At 74.5% G+C, this 15,579-nt stretch carries 16 protein-coding genes; 7 read left to right on the top strand and 9 right to left on the bottom strand.

All coding sequences use genetic code 11. The features are described from left to right. Positions 1-9 precede the first annotated feature (9 nt). The 3 genes from ACSNOA_RS07265 to ACSNOA_RS07255 all read right to left on the bottom strand — a co-directional run bounded on the left by ACSNOA_RS07265 (position 10) and on the right by ACSNOA_RS07255 (position 2,965). Positions 10-1,806 carry a glycoside hydrolase family 15 protein gene (locus tag ACSNOA_RS07265; RefSeq protein ID WP_436657161.1) on the bottom strand — a complete coding sequence of 599 codons (1,797 nt, stop codon included), beginning with the start codon at positions 1,804-1,806 and terminating at the stop codon, positions 10-12. 53 nt (positions 1,807-1,859) lie between these two features. Further along, entirely contained in the window at positions 1,860-2,249 is a 390-nt protein-coding gene (locus ACSNOA_RS07260; protein WP_436657160.1) for a cupin domain-containing protein, read from the bottom strand. A 251-nt stretch (positions 2,250-2,500) separates the two neighbouring features. Beyond that, positions 2,501-2,965, bottom strand: coding sequence for a septum formation initiator (locus ACSNOA_RS07255; protein WP_436657159.1), 465 nt, complete (start codon positions 2,963-2,965; stop codon positions 2,501-2,503). 102 nt (positions 2,966-3,067) lie between these two features. Between ACSNOA_RS07255 and ACSNOA_RS07250 the strand changes: the two genes are divergently transcribed. From ACSNOA_RS07250 to ACSNOA_RS07235, 4 genes are all read left to right on the top strand, one after another. Then, entirely contained in the window at positions 3,068-3,763 is a 696-nt protein-coding gene (locus ACSNOA_RS07250) for a response regulator transcription factor (protein ID WP_436657158.1), read from the top strand. Next, positions 3,760-5,058 carry a HAMP domain-containing sensor histidine kinase gene (locus ACSNOA_RS07245; protein WP_436657157.1) on the top strand — a complete coding sequence of 433 codons (1,299 nt, stop codon included), beginning with the start codon at positions 3,760-3,762 and terminating at the stop codon, positions 5,056-5,058. Before ACSNOA_RS07250 ends, ACSNOA_RS07245 begins: the two co-directional genes overlap by 4 nt. 82 nt (positions 5,059-5,140) lie before the next feature. Further along, positions 5,141-5,770, top strand: a complete 630-nt coding sequence (locus tag ACSNOA_RS07240; protein WP_436657156.1) for a PepSY domain-containing protein — start codon at positions 5,141-5,143, stop codon at positions 5,768-5,770. Between the two features lie 263 nt (positions 5,771-6,033). Next, positions 6,034-7,137 (top strand): beta family protein, encoded by a 1,104-nt coding sequence (locus tag ACSNOA_RS07235; RefSeq protein WP_436657155.1) that lies wholly within the window; start codon positions 6,034-6,036, stop codon positions 7,135-7,137. A gap of 4 nt (positions 7,138-7,141) precedes the next feature. Here the strand turns inward: ACSNOA_RS07235 and ACSNOA_RS07230 are convergent, their stop codons facing one another. Both ACSNOA_RS07230 and ACSNOA_RS07225 read right to left on the bottom strand, forming a co-directional pair. After that, positions 7,142-7,423, bottom strand: a complete 282-nt coding sequence (locus tag ACSNOA_RS07230; protein ID WP_436657154.1) for an adhesin — start codon at positions 7,421-7,423, stop codon at positions 7,142-7,144. 187 nt (positions 7,424-7,610) lie between these two features. Beyond that, positions 7,611-8,684 (bottom strand): NAD(P)-binding domain-containing protein, encoded by a 1,074-nt coding sequence (locus ACSNOA_RS07225; RefSeq protein WP_436657153.1) that lies wholly within the window; start codon positions 8,682-8,684, stop codon positions 7,611-7,613. Positions 8,685-8,797: 113 nt separating this feature from the next. On the opposite strand from ACSNOA_RS07225, the gene ACSNOA_RS07220 reads away from it, so the two are divergent. Both ACSNOA_RS07220 and dacB read left to right on the top strand, forming a co-directional pair. Beyond that, positions 8,798-9,511, top strand: a complete 714-nt coding sequence (locus ACSNOA_RS07220) for an MIP/aquaporin family protein (protein ID WP_436657152.1) — start codon at positions 8,798-8,800, stop codon at positions 9,509-9,511. 107 nt (positions 9,512-9,618) lie between these two features. After that, on the top strand, positions 9,619-11,208 hold the full coding sequence (gene dacB, locus ACSNOA_RS07215) for a D-alanyl-D-alanine carboxypeptidase/D-alanyl-D-alanine endopeptidase (RefSeq protein ID WP_436657151.1): 1,590 nt from the start codon (positions 9,619-9,621) through the stop codon (positions 11,206-11,208). Positions 11,209-11,481: 273 nt separating this feature from the next. Here dacB and ACSNOA_RS07210 read toward each other — a convergent pair whose 3' ends face one another. The 4 genes from ACSNOA_RS07210 to ACSNOA_RS07195 form a co-directional block, all read right to left on the bottom strand. Continuing rightward, entirely contained in the window at positions 11,482-11,919 is a 438-nt protein-coding gene (locus tag ACSNOA_RS07210) for a nitroreductase family deazaflavin-dependent oxidoreductase (protein WP_436657150.1), read from the bottom strand. A gap of 61 nt (positions 11,920-11,980) precedes the next feature. Next, positions 11,981-12,925 (bottom strand): hypothetical protein, encoded by a 945-nt coding sequence (locus ACSNOA_RS07205; protein ID WP_436657149.1) that lies wholly within the window; start codon positions 12,923-12,925, stop codon positions 11,981-11,983. Between the two features lie 213 nt (positions 12,926-13,138). Then, positions 13,139-13,585, bottom strand: coding sequence for a pyridoxamine 5'-phosphate oxidase family protein (locus tag ACSNOA_RS07200; RefSeq protein WP_436657148.1), 447 nt, complete (start codon positions 13,583-13,585; stop codon positions 13,139-13,141). Between the two features lie 67 nt (positions 13,586-13,652). After that, positions 13,653-14,246 (bottom strand): pentapeptide repeat-containing protein, encoded by a 594-nt coding sequence (locus ACSNOA_RS07195; protein WP_436657147.1) that lies wholly within the window; start codon positions 14,244-14,246, stop codon positions 13,653-13,655. Between the two features lie 81 nt (positions 14,247-14,327). Between ACSNOA_RS07195 and ACSNOA_RS07190 the strand changes: the two genes are divergently transcribed. After that, the gene (locus ACSNOA_RS07190) at positions 14,328-15,560 is read left to right on the top strand and encodes a serine hydrolase domain-containing protein (protein WP_436657146.1); all 1,233 of its coding nucleotides are present in this window, start codon (positions 14,328-14,330) and stop codon (positions 15,558-15,560) included. Positions 15,561-15,579 lie beyond the last annotated feature (19 nt).

Here is a 15,579-nt window from a genome sequence, read left to right as displayed (position 1 = left end):
GCGCCCGGCTCAGAAGGCGCTCGGGTCGGTCAGCCGCCAGGCCGCGTTGATCAGGCCGATGTGCGACAGCGCCTGCGGGATGTTGCCGAGCTGGGCCCCGGTGGTGAGGTCGATCTGCTCGCTGAACAGCCCGACGTCGTTGGCGTGTGCGGCCGTCCGCTCGAACAGCGCCCGGGCCCGCTCCGACTCGCCGGTCATCGCCAGGCACTCGACCAGCCAGAACGAGCAGAGCAGGAAGCCGGCCGGGTCGGTGTTCCAGCGCCGGACCAGCCCGTCCTCGGTGCCCAGCTCGCGCTCCACGACGGCGATGGTCGAGCGGATCCGGGGATCGTCGACCGGCAGGAAGTGCACGACCGGCAGGAACAGCGCCGACGCGTCCAGCTCCGTCGACCCGAAGGCGCCGGTGAACGCGCCGACGCGCTCGTTCCACCCCTCGCGCAGGACGGTGTCGCGGATCTCGTCGCGGGCCGCCGCCCAGCGTCGGGGATCGGCCCGCTCGCCGAGCCGGTCGGCCATCCGCACGGCGCGGTCCAGCGCCACCCAGCAGAGCACCTTCGACGACACGTAGTGCCGCTCCTCGTCCCGGGTCTCCCACATCCCCCGGTCGGGGAGTTGCCACGTGGCCGCCACCTGGTCGGCCAGCCCGAGCACCATCTCCCGCAGCTCCGTCTGGAAGGGCCGCCCCAGGTAGTCGCGCAGCCGCCACACCCCAGAGATGATCTCGCCGGGCACGTCAAGCTGCCGCTGCCGCCAGGCGTCGTTGCCGACGCGCACCGGCCGGCTCTCGGCATGACCGGCGAGGTGGGTGCACTCGTGCTCGCTGAGGTCCCGCTCCCCCTCCAAGCCGAAGAGCACCGGCACGGGATCGTCACCGATGCGGCCGATCGAGCGGCTCAGCCAGGCGAAGAGGCGGGACGCCTCGTGCGGGCAGGCGGCCACCCACAGCGCCCGCAGTGTCATGGAGAAGTCGCGCAGCCACGAGTAGCGGTAGTCGTAGTTGCGCTCGCCGCCCAGCTGCTCCGGCAGGGAGGTGGTCAGCGCCGCCGCCAGGGCGCCGCTGCGGGCGTAGGTGAGACCGGTGACAACGGTCGCGCTGGGCCGGACCAGCTCCGGGTACCGGCCCGGGTACCGGTGGTGCTCCCGGAACGCCTCCCAGGCGTGCACCGTCTCGTCCACGGCCCGCACCGGGTGGAGCCGCGCGGGGGGCTCGCCGTACGCGGGCGCGTACGCCAGGTCGATGCCGACGACCTGCCCGGCGGACACCTCGAACTCCTCGTGGACGCTGTCCCGGCCGGCCCGCAGCGGCAGGCCGTCGGCTCGCAGGACGAGCACCACCGACCCGGCGGCGGCGAGGACGCTCCCGTCCGACTGGTCATGGAGGTACGGGGTGAGCAGGCCGTTCTCGGGGCGCGGCACGAAGTCCAGCGCCATGCGTACCCGCCCGGACAACCCCTGGACCACCCGGAGCAGCACCGCCGGGGAGTCGATGCCGAGGTCGTGCCCGCGGGCGCCCAGCGCGGCGGCCAGCGCGTCGGTGACCGCCACGCTTCCCTCCGGCGTGTGGTGCACGCTGCGGAGCACCAGCGTGTCCGGGTGGTACGCCCGCTCGACCCGGTGACCAGGCCCGCCCACGCCGACCGGCGCCAGACGGAAGTAGCCGGCGCGCATGTCGAGCAGCCGGTTGAAGACGGAGGAACCGTCGAACCGGTCGGGGCACCACCAGTCGACCGAACCGTCCCGGCCCACGAGCGCGCCCGAGCGGCAGTCGGACAGGAACCCGTAGTCCGAGATCACCGGCTGCTCCACGCGCTGCGGGTACCCGGAAGGGCCGCGATCCAACGGCGCCTCCCGGCCCGCCGTCAGTTCGGCGGCTCGTCCTCGCCCGCGGCCTCCGCGGCGTCCGCCTCCTGCTTCGTCCGGTGGACCGCCTGGTCGGCGTGCTCCGGCGGACCGTAGACGGTGTAGAGCACGAGCGGGTTCGGCCCGGTGTTCACGAAGTTGTGCTTCGTGCCGGCCGGCACCACCACCAGGTCACCCTGGACGACCTCGCGCTTCTCCCCCGCCACTCGCGCCTCGCCCGTGCCGCTCACGAACGTGAGGATCTGGTCGATGTCCTCGTGCACCTCCTCGCCGATCTCGCCGCCCGGCGGGATCGTCATGATCACCAGCTGGGTGTGCTTCCCGGTCCACAGCACCCGCCGGAAGTCCGGGCTCTTCTCGGCGACGGTCGCGATCGTGAAATGCTCCATGCGGCGTCCATACCCGTTGCGGCGCCTCGCCACGCCGGGACTGGCAGATGGTGGAATTCCCCACTTCGCCGAGGTTTGGATCCGCGTCGACCGGGGATCGACCATGCCAGGACCGGTTCCGCCGGTCGAGCCAGGTCCCCGCTGGCGTACCGCCGAACGGCTGCGACGGTGGGAGACGGCCAGAGCGCGGCGACGTTCCGACCACGGGTCGGGCGGCGCCGTGCGCTCGTTGCCGGAGCCGCGAGGCGGCGTCAGTCGTCCTCGACGGCCACCGGCTCCCCACCGAGGCAGCGCACCTTGAGCTCGTACTTCCCCGCCGCGCCCTCAAAGCGCACCTCGACGTCGTCGTCCGGGCCCCGGTCGACGTCGTGCACGCGGAACCCCTGCCGAGGCGCCCAGGAGACGAGGCGTACGCCGGCCGGAGCGCACTCGGCGACCGCCGTGCCGCCGCCCGTCGCGAAGCTGCGCCGGGAGCCCGAGTCGGCCGGCGCGGACCCGGGCGCCGTGGGCGACGCGGTGCCCGCCGGGACGCCGGCCGGCGCGGAGGACGGCGGGTCGGCGGCGAGCGCGCGGGCGATCTCGCCCTGGCTCCGCACACCGCCCGGCGTACCGCTGATGCTGTCGCCAACCAGCCGGATCGCGCCGAGCCCGATCAGGGTGGCCACGGCGGCGGTGGCCAACCATCCGGCGGCGACGAGGAACCAACGGCGGCGCATCCTGCGAGTGTGCCCGACCGGAGGTTGGCGCGGGGACAGCGCGACGCTAAGGCACGGTTAACGTGCTGCCGCCGCGCCCCTGGCAGCGGTTAGCCTGCCAGCGTGGCCCGCCTGCTGCTCATCGAGGACGACCTCGCCATCCGCACCCCGCTCATCCGGGCGCTGCGGGAACGCGGGCACGCGGTGGCCGCCGCCTCGACCGCCATGGCCGGCCTCCGCGACGCGCTCGACGACCGGCCCGACCTCGTCGTGCTCGACCTGGGACTGCCCGATCTGGACGGACGGGAGCTGCTGCGGATGCTGCGCGCGGTCAGCTCGGTGCCCGTCATCGTGGCCACCGCCCGCGACGACGAGACGGAGATCGTCCGGGTGCTGGACGCCGGCGCCGACGACTACGTGGTGAAGCCGTTCACCGCCGCGCAGCTGGACGCCCGCGCCCGGGCGGTGCTGCGCCGGGCACCGGGCGCCACCGGCACGTCCGAGCCCACGCTCGTCGTCGGCGGGCTGCGGGTCGACCCCCGGTCCCGGCAGGTGACCCTCGACGGGACGCCCGTGGAGCTGACCCCGCGCGAGTTCGACCTGCTGCACCACCTCGCGGCCCGCCCCGGCCAGGTGGTCACGAAACGCGAGCTGCTCACCGAGGTGTGGCAGATCCCGTACGGCGGCGCCGACAAGACCGTCGACGTGCACCTGTCGTGGCTGCGCCGCAAGCTGGGCGAGAGCGCGCAGGAGCCGCGCTACCTGCACACCGTGCGCGGCGTCGGGGTCCGGTTGGAGCCACCCCGGGCGGCCGGATGAGGACGCGCCTGGCGCTGCTCGTCGCCGCGGTCAGCGCCCTCATCCTCGTGGCATTCCTGGTGCCGCTCGCGCTGCTCGTCCGCACCGTCGCCGAGGACCGCGCGACCGTCCGCGCCACCGCCGACGCGCAGAGCCTCGTCCCCGTGGTGGGCACCGCCGACACGGCCACCATCCGGCTCACCGTCGAGCAGCTCGCCGCCGACTCCGGCCGGCCGGTGAGCGTCTACCTGCCCGACGGGACGGTGCTGGGCGCACCGGTGCCGCGTACGCCGGCCGTGGCGCTGGCCGCCCGCGGCCAGAGCCTGACCGGTGAATCCGAAGCGGGCCGCGAGGTCGTCATCGCCGTGCAGGGCCGGGCGGACGGCACCGGTGTGATCCGGGTCGGGGTGCCACGGGACGAGCTCACGGCGGGCGTCACCCGGGCCTGGCTGGTGCTCGCCCTGCTCGGGCTCCTCCTGGTGCTGATCGGGCTGCTGGTCGCGGACCGGCTGGCCCGCACCCTGGTCCGACCGATCGGGGAACTCTCCGCGGTCTCGCACCGGCTCGCCAACGCGGAGCTGGACGCCCGGGTCACCCCGTCCGGGCCGGCGGAGCTGCGCGAGGTGGCCGGCGCGCTCAACCACCTGGCCGGCCGGATCCAGGTGCTGCTCGTACAGGAGCGGGAACAGGTCGCCGACCTGTCGCACCGGCTGCGGACGCCGTTGACCGCGCTGCGCCTCGAAGCGGAGTCGCTGCGCGACCCGGACGACGCGGCGCGGATCACCGCCGCCGTGGACGGGCTGGAACGGGCGGTCACCGGCCTCATCCGGCAGGCCCGGTGGCGGCGGACACCGACGAGCGGCCAGCGCGGCTCGGACGCCGCGGAGATCGTCGGCGAGCGCGTCGCCTTCTGGTCGGTGCTCGCCGAGGACACGGGCCGGCCGGTCACCCTCGACCTCGCGCCCGGCCCGCTGCCGGTCGGCGTACCCGCCGACGAGCTGGCGGCCGCGGTCGACGCGCTGCTCGGCAACGTCTTCGCGCACACGCCGGACGGCACCCCGTTCACCGTGCGGCTGTCCCGCGACGGCGGGCAGGTGGTGCTGACCGTGGCCGACCGGGGGCCGGGCCTGCCGGCGGACGCGGGCCGGCGAGGCGCCAGCGCGGGCGGCTCCACGGGCCTCGGGCTGGACATCGCGCGCCGGGCGGCCCAGACCGCGGGCGGGCGTCTGGAGCTGCGTGACGCGGCGGGCGGCGGCGCGGAGGTGCTGCTCCGGCTCGGCTCGGCGGCGGTGCCGACCGGCTCGTCCGCGCCTTAACCCGGGCTTAGCTTCCGGACAGCGCGGCGCTATCCCCGCCGGACCGATCCTCGGAGACAGGATTCGAGGAGAGGTGGACAGCATGAAGCGCAGTGCGATGATCCTGGCGTCGGCCGGCGGCGCCGCGGTGCTCGCCGTGGCCGGAGTGGCCCTCGGTTCGGCCGTCGCCGACGACGGGCGCGACCGGGGCGCCAGCCTCGCCGCCGCCACGGTCGCACCGACCGCGCCCGACGACAGCGCCAGCCCCGACGACAGCGCCACCCGGGACGACAGCGCCACCCCGGACGACAGCGCCACGCCGGGCGACAGCGCCAGCCCCGACGACAGCGCCACCGGTGGCACGCCCGGTGGCACGCCGACGACCGGCGGCACGACGGCGGGCAGCGGCACGACGGCGGGCAGCGGCACCCCGACGGGCGGCGCGCCCGCCGCCGGCGATCGGATCGCCTCGCAGCGGGCGGGCGAGATCGCCCTCGCGAAGGTGGGCGGCGGCCGGATCGTGGAGATCGAGGCCGAGCAGGAGCACGGACGACCGGTGTGGAGCGTCGAGATCGTGGCCGGCGGGGTCGAGCACGACGTCGACGTCGACCGCGACAACGGCGCGGTGCTGAGGGCGGAGCAGGAGCGGGCCGACGACGATGACGACGACGGCCGGCACCACGACGGCTCCGACGATGACGACGACCGCGACGACGACGACCGCGACGACTGAGTCCCCGGTCCGACTGAACCCCTTCTCACTGATCGTGCTCGAACCACGAAGTAGTGGCCTCGCGGACGCGCCGAGGCCACTACTTCCCGCATCGAGCACGATCATGGCGGCCCAGCTCCGTCAGCGGTGGCCCACCCGAGGGGGTGCGGCCCGCCGCCCGAGACGGTGCGGCCCGCCGCCCGAGGCGGCGGTGGGCCGGTCGGCGCCGGTCGTCCGATCCGATCGGCCCTGTGCCGCCGGGCGATGTCCGCCTACATTGAACTATGGTGCCCGCCCACGGAGGCCGGGCGGCGGAACCGGTCTACCGCCCCATCCTCGCCACGCGGCGGGGCGAGCTGGAGGCGTTGGGTCACCTCGACGCCGCCGCCGTCCCGCTGGTCACGCCGATCCTCCACGTCGACACACCCGAACGATCCACAACGGACACGCTCGCCCGGCTGCCCGCCGGCCTGCTCCCGGCCGTCGACGTCGGCGCGCTGCCCGACTCCCCGCAGACCGAGCTGGTCCGCTGGGGCGTACCGCTGGTGCCGGTCGTGGGGCTCGCGGACAGCGACCGCCGGCTCGTGGCGCACGGCGCGGCGGCCCGGGCGTATTCGGGGCGGGCCCTGATCCGGCTGAGCGCGGGACGGCACCGGGCCGGCCCGGACGCCACCACCACCGCGGTGGAACGCGTCTGGCGGTTCACGCGTCTCGTGCCCGAGCAGTGCGACCTGCTCGTCGACGCGGGTGACGTGTGCTGCCCGGCGGACGTGCGGCAGGCCGAGCCGCGGATCCGCCGGTTGCTGGGGTGGTCCCGCCGGTACGCGTGGCGCTCGGTGACGATGGCGGCCGGCGGGCTGCCACCCAGCCTGACCGGGCTGCCCACCGACGAGCCGGTCCGGCTGGAGCGCTGGGACTGGCTGCTCTGGCAGCGCCTGGCCGACCTCGGCGTGCGGTACGGCGACTACGGTGTCGGGTCGGCGCAGCCCGGGACCGGGCAGGCCGGCGACCGGCTGCCGACCATGTGCTACACGACCGACGGCGCGTGGTGGGTCTACCGCTGGTCGCGGCGCGGCGGGCGGGGCGACGACCGCGTGGCGGACCTGTGCCGCACCCTGGTGTCCGCGCCGCACTGGCCGACCGGCGGGGCGACGTTCTCGTGGGGCGACCACGAGATCCTCCGCCGCGCCCGGCGGGCGGCCGGCGGCGGGTCGAGCAGCAACTGGACGGCGTGGAGCACCTCGCACCACCTCGCGCAGGTGCTGGCCGCGCTCGGGCACCCCGGCCACGACAGGCGACCGGGACCGTGGCGGGACACCGAAGACCGACCGGACCGGCACCGGACGCCCCGCCCGCAGCGGGGCGGCGAGGCCCGCCGGGCCGGGTGAGCGGTTACTGCTTCTCGGTGAAGCCGAACTGCACGATGCCGTCGTCGTCGACGGTCGCGTCGACCGAGGCGTCCCCGAGAATCTCCGCGGCGTCGGAGTCCAGGAAGATGCGGGCGCCCTGGTTGTCCACGACGTGGTCGCCCTGCACGGGCGCGGCGACCAGTTCGACGGTGAGCGAGCCCGCCTCGGCGTCCGCGGCGATCCGCACCCCGCCGTCCTCGCCGACGTCCTGCTGGTTGGCGAGGTCGCGGATGACCAGGACGGCGTTGTCGGTCATGGTGAGCATGACGGAACTCCTCGTGGATCTTCTGGGATCGCGGTCGGAACGGCGCAGACCGGTGATCGGCCCGCGTCCGGGCTACACGTCGGAGGCGGTCGGGTGGCGAGCGGTGCGCCCCCTCGTCGGGGCAGGTGAAGGCCCCCTTCGCCGCCTACGTTGCCCGCCGCCGGGCCATCCGTCAAATAGATCCGGATCAGTGGAGAGCGGCGCTCCGGGCGAGCAACGCGCGGATTTCCCGCACCGCCGAGCGACCCGCGCGGTTGGCGCCGACGGTGCTCGCGGACGGTCCGTACCCGATCAGGTGAATCCGCTCGTCGGCGACCACACGGGTCCCGTCCATCACGATCCCCCCGCCGGGGCCGCGCAGCTTGAGCGGGGCGAGGTGGTCGAGCGCGGCACGGAAGCCCGTGCACCAGAGGATCACGTCCGCCGGCACGAAGCGGCCGTCGTCCCAGGCGACCCCGTCGGGCGTGATCCGGTCGAACATGGGTAGCCGGTCGAGGACACCCTGCTCGCGCAGCCGCCGGACCTCCGGGGTGACGGGCAGCCCGGTCACCCCGACCACGCTCGTCGGCGGGCGGCCGGCCCGCACCCGCTCCTCCACGAGGGCGACCGCCGCCCGACCGTGCTCCTGGGTGAACTCGATGTCCCGGAAGTCGGGCGGACGCCGGCTCACCCAGGTCGTTTCGGCCGCGACGGTGGAGATCTCCCCGAGGAGCTGGACGGCCGAGGTGCCGGCGCCGACCACCACGACCCGCCGGCCCGCGAACTCGTCGGGCCCCCCGTAGTCGGCGGTGTGCAGCTGCCGCCCACGGAACTCCGACCGGCCCGGATAGTGCGGCCAGAACGGCCGGCTCCAGGTGCCGGTGGCGTTGATGAGCGCCCGCGCCGTCCAGTTCCCCCGGTCGGTCCGTACGTCGAGCCGCCCGTCCGGAAGCGGGTGGACCGCCTCGACGCGGACGGGACGCCGCACCGCCAGGTCGAACTCCCGCTCGTACGCCGCGAAGTAGTCGGTCACCACCTCGGCCGCCGGGCGGTCGGGCGCGGCGTCGGGGAAGGGCATGGCGGGCAGGTCGTGGAAGCCGTGCACCCGGTCGACGGTCAGGGTCGGCCAGCGGTGCCGCCAGGCCCCGCCCGGGCCGTCGTCGGCGTCGAGGAGGACGAAGCCCGTGCCGGGGGTGAACCCCGTCCGGCGCAGGTGGTAGGCGGCCGAGAGGCCCGCCTGACCCGCGCCGACCACCACCACGTCGACGGAACGATCGTCCATGCCGTCTGCAACAACCGACGCCGCCGCGCGATGCCCCGCGTCGTCGTCTTCCCGCTCACAGCAGCATCGCCATTCCGTCCGCATCTGCCCTGTTCATCCCTAGGGTGGGTCCCATGACGGACACTCGCCGCCACGTCGCCGAATTCCTCGGCACCCTGCTGCTGGTCCTCGTGGGGGTGGGCAGCGCGGTCGCGGCCCGGGTCGACGGCGGCGTCGTGGTGGTCGCCCTGGCGTTCGGCTTCATCATGCTGACGCTGGTCTACACGATCGGTCCCCTCTCCGGCAGCCACGTGAACCCGGCCGTCACCCTCGGTGTGCTGCTCTCCGGCGAGATCTCGCGGCGCGGGGCGGTGGCCTACTGGATCGCCCAGCTCGCCGGGGCGCTCGTCGCCGCCTTCATCCTCTGGGTGCTCACCCGTTGGGGTGACGTGGCGGACCAGACGGGCGCCCTGGGGAGCAACGGCTACGGCGCCACCATCAACCTGGGCGGCGCGGCCCTGCTGGAGACCGTACTGACCTTCGTGTTCGTGCTGGTCGTGCTCGTGGTCACCAGCCGCACCGAATACCGGGCCGCCACCGGCGTCGCCATCGGGCTGACCCTCGCCGCCGTTCACCTGGTCGCCGTCACCCTGGACGGCACGTCGGTCAACCCGGCCCGGTCCTTCGGCCCGGCCGTCTTCGAGGGCGGCGCCGCCCTGCGGCAACTCTGGGTCTTCATCGTCTTCCCGCTGCTCGGCGGGGCGTTGGCCGCGCTGGTGGCACGGCTGATTCTCGGGTCGAGCCGGCCCGGCCCGGGTGAGCACGGCGCGGCGACCGGCCCGGCCTGACCCGAGCCGGCCACGCCGGTGGCCCGCGCCCGCCGAGGCGAACGCGTGGAAAGAATTTTTCGTACGAGGTCCTTTCCTGGCGATAACCTGCGTGACAGCATCACCGCATGCATCGTCGTCTCTTCCCCCGGACGCTCGCGCTGGTGGCGCTCGTCGCCACCACGGCCACCGTCGGCGCCTCGACCGCCACCGCCGAGGCCCCCCCGCCCGCGGTCACCCGCCTGGCCGCGACCATCGACGACGTCCTCGCCGACCCGGCGCTGGCCGGGGCGCAGGCGTCGGTGGTCGTGGTGGACACCGCCACCGGCCAGACCCTCTACGACCGCAACGGCGACCGGCGGATGGTCCCCGCCTCCAACACGAAGCTGCTCACGTCCACGGCGGCCATGGCGCTGCTCGGCCCCCAGCACCGGTTCACCACCGACGTGCGGGCCAGCGGCCGACGGCAGGGCGGCCGGGTCGCCGGCGACCTGTACCTGCGTGGTGGCGGCGACCCCACGATGCTGGCGGCCGACTACGACGCGCTCGCCGCGCAGGTCGCGGCCGAGGGCGTCCGGATGGTCACCGGCAACCTCGTCGCCGACGACACGCGCTACGACCGGACCCGGCTCGGGCCGGACTGGACGTGGGACGACGAGCCCTGGTACTACGCCGGGCAGGTCTCCCCGCTGACCGTGGCGCCGGACACCGACTACGATGCGGGCACGGTGATCGTCCACGCGGCGCCCGGCCGGGCCGGAGCGCGGCCGAAGATCACCACCACCCCGCCGACCGGCTACCTGCGCTTCGACAACCGCGCGACCACCGTCGCCGACGGAGAGACGTCGATCTCGTTCGAGCGCGAGCACGGCAGCAACACCATCGTGGTCACCGGTCAGATCGCGATGGGCGACGCACCGGCCAGCGACTGGGTGACGGTCTGGGAGCCGACCGGCTACGCGGCGGACGTGTTCCGGGCCGCGCTGCAGCGCCACGGCGTACGGGTGCTCGGCCGCACGGTGCTCGGCCGGGCCACCCCGGCCGGGGCGACCCTGGTGGCCCGGCACGACTCGATGCCGCTCGCCGACCTCATGGTGCCGTTCCTCAAACTGTCGAACAACGGGCACGCCGAGGTGCTGACCAAGGAGATCGGCCGGGTGGTGTCCGGCTCGGGCACGTGGTCCGCCGGGATCGCGGCGATCCGCGACTACCTGGCCGACACCGGCATCGACACCGGCACCCTCCTGCAGCGGGACGGCTCCGGCCTGTCCCGGCGCAACCTCGTCCCGGCGGGCCAGTTCGTCGACCTGCTCGCCACCGTCCGCCAGGAACCCTGGTTCGACTCGTGGTATGCGGCGCTGCCGATCGCCGGCCAGCCGGAGCGGTTCGTGGGCGGCACGCTCCGCAGCCGGATGCAGGGCACCCCGGCGGCCGGCAACGTGCACGCCAAGACCGGCAGCCTCACCGGGGTCTCCGGCCTCTCCGGCTACGCCACCGACGCCGACGGACGGGTGCTCGCGTTCTCGATCCTGTCGAACAACTACCTGGCCCCCTCCGTGAAGGGGCTGGAGGACCGGATCGCCGTGGCGCTCGCCTCGTACAGCGAGAAGAGCGGGAGCAGCGCGAACGTGGCGCCGCCCGCGGCGTCCGCCGGACGGGCGGCGCCCGCCGCGCCCGAGGGCGTGGAGTGTTCCTGGGTCAAGCCCATCGCCTGCTGAGCACGCGGCGCGGGCCCCTGCCAGCCGGCGGGGGCCCGCGTGTCAGACGCCCTGCGGCGGGGGCAGCGGAGCCGTCGGGTCGCCCCGCTCGATGAGCGCCGCGATGTCGGCGTCGCGCAGCCCGCGCAGCGCCAGCACCCGCGCTGCTCATCTGCTCAATCCTCCACACCGGATGGTCAGACCGGGGCCAGCAGGAAGTTACGCCGTCGTGGACGGGGGGCGACGGACAAACTGTCCCCGCCGATGAACGCGCCCCCGCCGGACGGCACGCGGTCAGACGCGTTCCAGCACCACCACGGGGATGTCCCGGTCGGTCCTGGCCTGGTAGTCGTCGTACGCCGGCCAGATCGCCGCCATCGTGGACCACATCCGCGGCTTCTCCTCGGGCGTGGCGGTGCGCGCCCGGGCCGTGAACCGCTCGGCACCCACCTGGACCTCGACCTGCGGATCCGCCATGAGGTTCAGGTACCACGCCGGGTGCTCGGGTGCGCCGCCCTGCGAGGCGACGACCAGGTAGTCCTCCCCGTCCCGGCCGTAGATGAGCGCGGTGCGGCGCAGCTTCCCGCTGCGCCGGCCGCGGGTCGTGAGCAGCAGGGTGAACACCCCTGGCCGCCACTCGTGCCCGTCGGCCCCGTCGGTCTCCACGTACCGGCGGATGTGCCCGGCCACCCAGTCCGTGGGGCTGTCCAGCACTCCGTCGCGTGACGTCATCGGCGCTCCCTTCGCGATCTTTCCTGGCCGATGCCCACGCTACCTCCGCCGCGGCCCGCGGTCAGCGCAGCGCGACGGCCTGGAGGCCGACGTTGCCGCAGTCCCTGCTGAACGCCGCCTCGACGGTCCAGGTGATCAGGAGCCGGGCGCCCTTCGGCGCGCGGAACCGCAGCGTGAACTCGGCGCTGCGACTGGTGTGCGGATCCTCCATGCGCAGTGTGGTCGTCGGACCGCCCACCGAGAGGCGCGCCTCCAGACGACCGCGCGCCATCCACAGCCCGGCGTAGAGGCGCACCGTGCGCAGCTCGCCGCTGCCCGCCACGGCGAGCGCGAAACCGTTCCCGGCGCCGCACGTGTAGACGCCGGCCGGTGTGTCGTCGACCGTACGGACCGTCGCCCCGTCACGCCAGCCGAACAGTTCCTGGTTGCCGTCCCAACCACCGCGGGCGCCGCGACCGCCCTGGTCCACGATCTCGCCCGACCCGTCGCGCTTCCGGACCGTCGAGCCGCCGCCGCGGAGCCCCCAGTGCACCCAGTCCCGGGGCCCGACGGCGGTCAGGTCGACCTCGGCCGGGATCTCGGCCTGCGTGACGGTGAGAAGCGGCGATGAGGGCGTGGACTCGGAGGCCGACGGGCTCGGCGACGCCGACGGCGGCCGCCGGCGGGGCCGCAGCCCGGGGCTGGCCGGCTCGGCGTCGGCGCGTTTCGCCTCGATCGGCGGGAAACCCGTGGGGCGGCCCACCCCCGCGGGCACCCCGCCCTGCGGCGCCGCCTCCGGCTGCGGGCGCGTGCCCACGTACCCGAGGGCGGCGGCGAGGCAGGCGGCCACGGCGAGCCCGGCGGCCAGCCACCGGTGCCGCCGGAGCGGGCCGAGCCCGCGCCGCAGCAGTATCCCGGCGGCGGATCCGGCGGCCGACCGGTGTCGGGCGACGGTGGTGACCGCGCGGTGGGCGGCTTCCCGGCCGGACGCGTCGGTGGCCGTCCTGGTGAGGTCCTCGTCCGCCACCGGCCCTCCGTTCCGCGCCGGGTGCCCGGCCGCCGCGCCGCGCCGTGCACCCCGTGGTACGCCGGGGCGCATCCGCTCGCCGGCCCGAATTAGGCACCGGACGGTCCACCTGTCCGGTCTGCTACGGCAACGTAGCGGACATCGACGCGAAGCGGAATCGCGACCCGACCCACGGTCGGGCCGTCGCCCGGGCGTCCGGAACGGCCGCGCAGGTCAGCGCCGCTCCCGGCGGCGCAGGCCCCGATCGGGATGCCAGCTCTCGATGACCAGGTGGTCCGGCGGGTCCCCGACGCGGGTGAGCACCACCTCGGTCAGCTCGATCCGGAACCGGTGCGAGCCGTCCTCGCCCGGCGGCTCCTCGTGGGCGATGCCGCTGATCTTCGCGTCGCCGTCCCAGGCGGTCGGGTCGTCGGGCGGGTCCTCGGTGGGGCAGTGCAGGGCCAGGCGCGGGTCGCGGCGCAGGTCCGTCGCCTTACGCGCGCCGGCCATGCTGCCCAGCCGCAGGTGCTCGGCGTCGAAGTCGAACTCGGTGCCACTGATCCGGGGGGAGCCGTCCCGGCGCAGGGTCGCCATGGTGCCGTGCTTGCGCACCGCGAACCGGGCGCGGACGCGTTCGGCGAACTCGGGTTGCTCGGTGACGAAGTCTGACCACCATGCCATGACGTCCACCCTGGCAGGCATACCTGACAGCGGGCGTCCGCTTTTCCGGAGTCGACTTGGCCGGCGCTCAGCGGACCTCGAAGCCGAGCGCCCGCGCCAGAAGCACCGCCTGCGCGGCGTCGACCACCGCGCCGGCCCGCTCCACGGTCAGCGGGTCGAGCGCGCTCAGGTCGCTGCCGCGCAGGTCGGCGCCGGTCAGCCGACAACCGTTCAGCTGGGCGGCGGAGAGGTCGACCCCGGTCACGACGGCGTCGGTGAGGGTGGCGCCGGTCAGGTCGACCTCGCGCATCCGCACGTCGAGGAGGCGTACGCCCCGCAGGTCGGCGCCGGGCAGCGCCACGAAGGACCAGTCGCCGCCGGTGACCGTCAACGGGCGCAGGTCGCACTGGGTGAAGGTGCTGCCCACGAGCTTGCAGCCGGTGAACTCGGCCTCGAAGAGGTTGCAACGCTTGAACGTGCAGCGGGTGAAGGCCGAGTCGGTGTGCCGCGACGCGTTGAACCGGACGCTGCCGAAGGTGCACTCGCTGAAGACCGCGCCGCGGCTGACCGCCTCGGTGAGATCGACGTCGAAGAACTCGCAGCGGGTGAACCGGCGGTCGGCGAGGTCCTCGCCGTACCAGTCCTCGCGTCGGAAGGTGACGTCCTCGGTCGGCTCCGGCATCGGGCCAGGCTATCCACGCCCGCCGACAAGTGTGACGGCGGCACTTCCGGCCGGGGCGAACCGGCTAGTAGGTTCGGCCCCGTGAGTGTGGCGCGGAGCATCGACCCGGACCAGATCGGCTTCGACCCGGCGCGGCTGGCGCGGATCGACGAGCACTTCGGCAGGTACGTCGACGACGGCCGGCTCGCCGGCTGGCAGGCGGTGGTCACCCGGCGCGGCGAGGTGGTGCACTCGACCTCGCACGGTCTGCGCGACCGGGAGTCCGGCGCCCGGGTCGAGGGCGACACCCTCTGGCGGATCTACTCGATGACCAAGCCGGTCACCTCGGTCGCCGCCATGATGCTCTGGGAGGAGGGCCGGTTCGAGCTGACCGACGAGATCAGCCGGTGGCTGCCGGAGTTCGCCGACCTCCGCGTCTACGCGAAGGGCTCGACGCTCAAGCCGTACACCGTGCCGGCGGTCGAGCCGATCCGGGTGTGGCACCTGCTCACCCACACCGCCGGCCTCACGTACGGCTTCATGCAGACCTCGGTGGTCGACGGCCTCTACCGGGCCGCCGGCTACGACCTCTACCCGCCGTCGGATGTCGACCTGGCCGGGGCCTGCGCGGCGTTCAGCCGGTTGCCGCTGCTCTTCCAGCCCGGCACGGCCTGGGGCTACTCCGTGGCCACGGACGTGCTCGGCCGGCTCGTCGAGGTGGTCTCCGGGCAGAGCCTGGACGCCTTCTTCACCGACCGGATCTTCCGGCCGCTCGGCATGACCGACACGCGTTGGTACGTCGAGGGTGACGAGGCGGTCCGCCTCGCGGCGCTCTACGCGCCCGACCCGCGCACCGGGCGGGCCATGCGGTACGACAAGCTCGGCGCGCTCGCGTACCAGAAGCCGGCCCTGCTCTCCGGCGGTGGCGGCCTCATCTCCTCCGCGGCCGACTACCACCGGTTCACCCAGATGCTGCTGCGCGGCGGCGAGCTGGACGGCGTACGCCTGCTCGGGTCCCGCACGGTGCGCTTCATGACGCGCAACCACCTGCCCGGCGGGCAGGACCTGGGCACCCTCTCCACGGGCGGCTTCGCGGAGACCACCCTCGACGGGATCGGCTTCGGGCTCGGGTTCGCGGTGGTCGACGACCCGATCCCCAGCCGGGTGCCGAGCAGCGTCGGCGAGTACTACTGGGGTGGCGTGGCGAGCACGGCGTTCTGGGTCGACCCGGCCGAGGAGATCACCGCGCTCTTCTTCACCCAGTTGCTGCCGTCGAGCACGTACCCGATCCGGCCGCAGCTGCGCCAGCTCGTCTACTCCGCCCTCGTCGACTGACGGCGGCCCCGCCCGCCGG

It is taken from the genome of Micromonospora sp. URMC 103 (assembly GCF_051386435.1).
Lineage (GTDB): Bacteria > Actinomycetota > Actinomycetes > Mycobacteriales > Micromonosporaceae > Micromonospora.
This window is presented reverse-complemented; position numbering and strand designations above follow the sequence as displayed.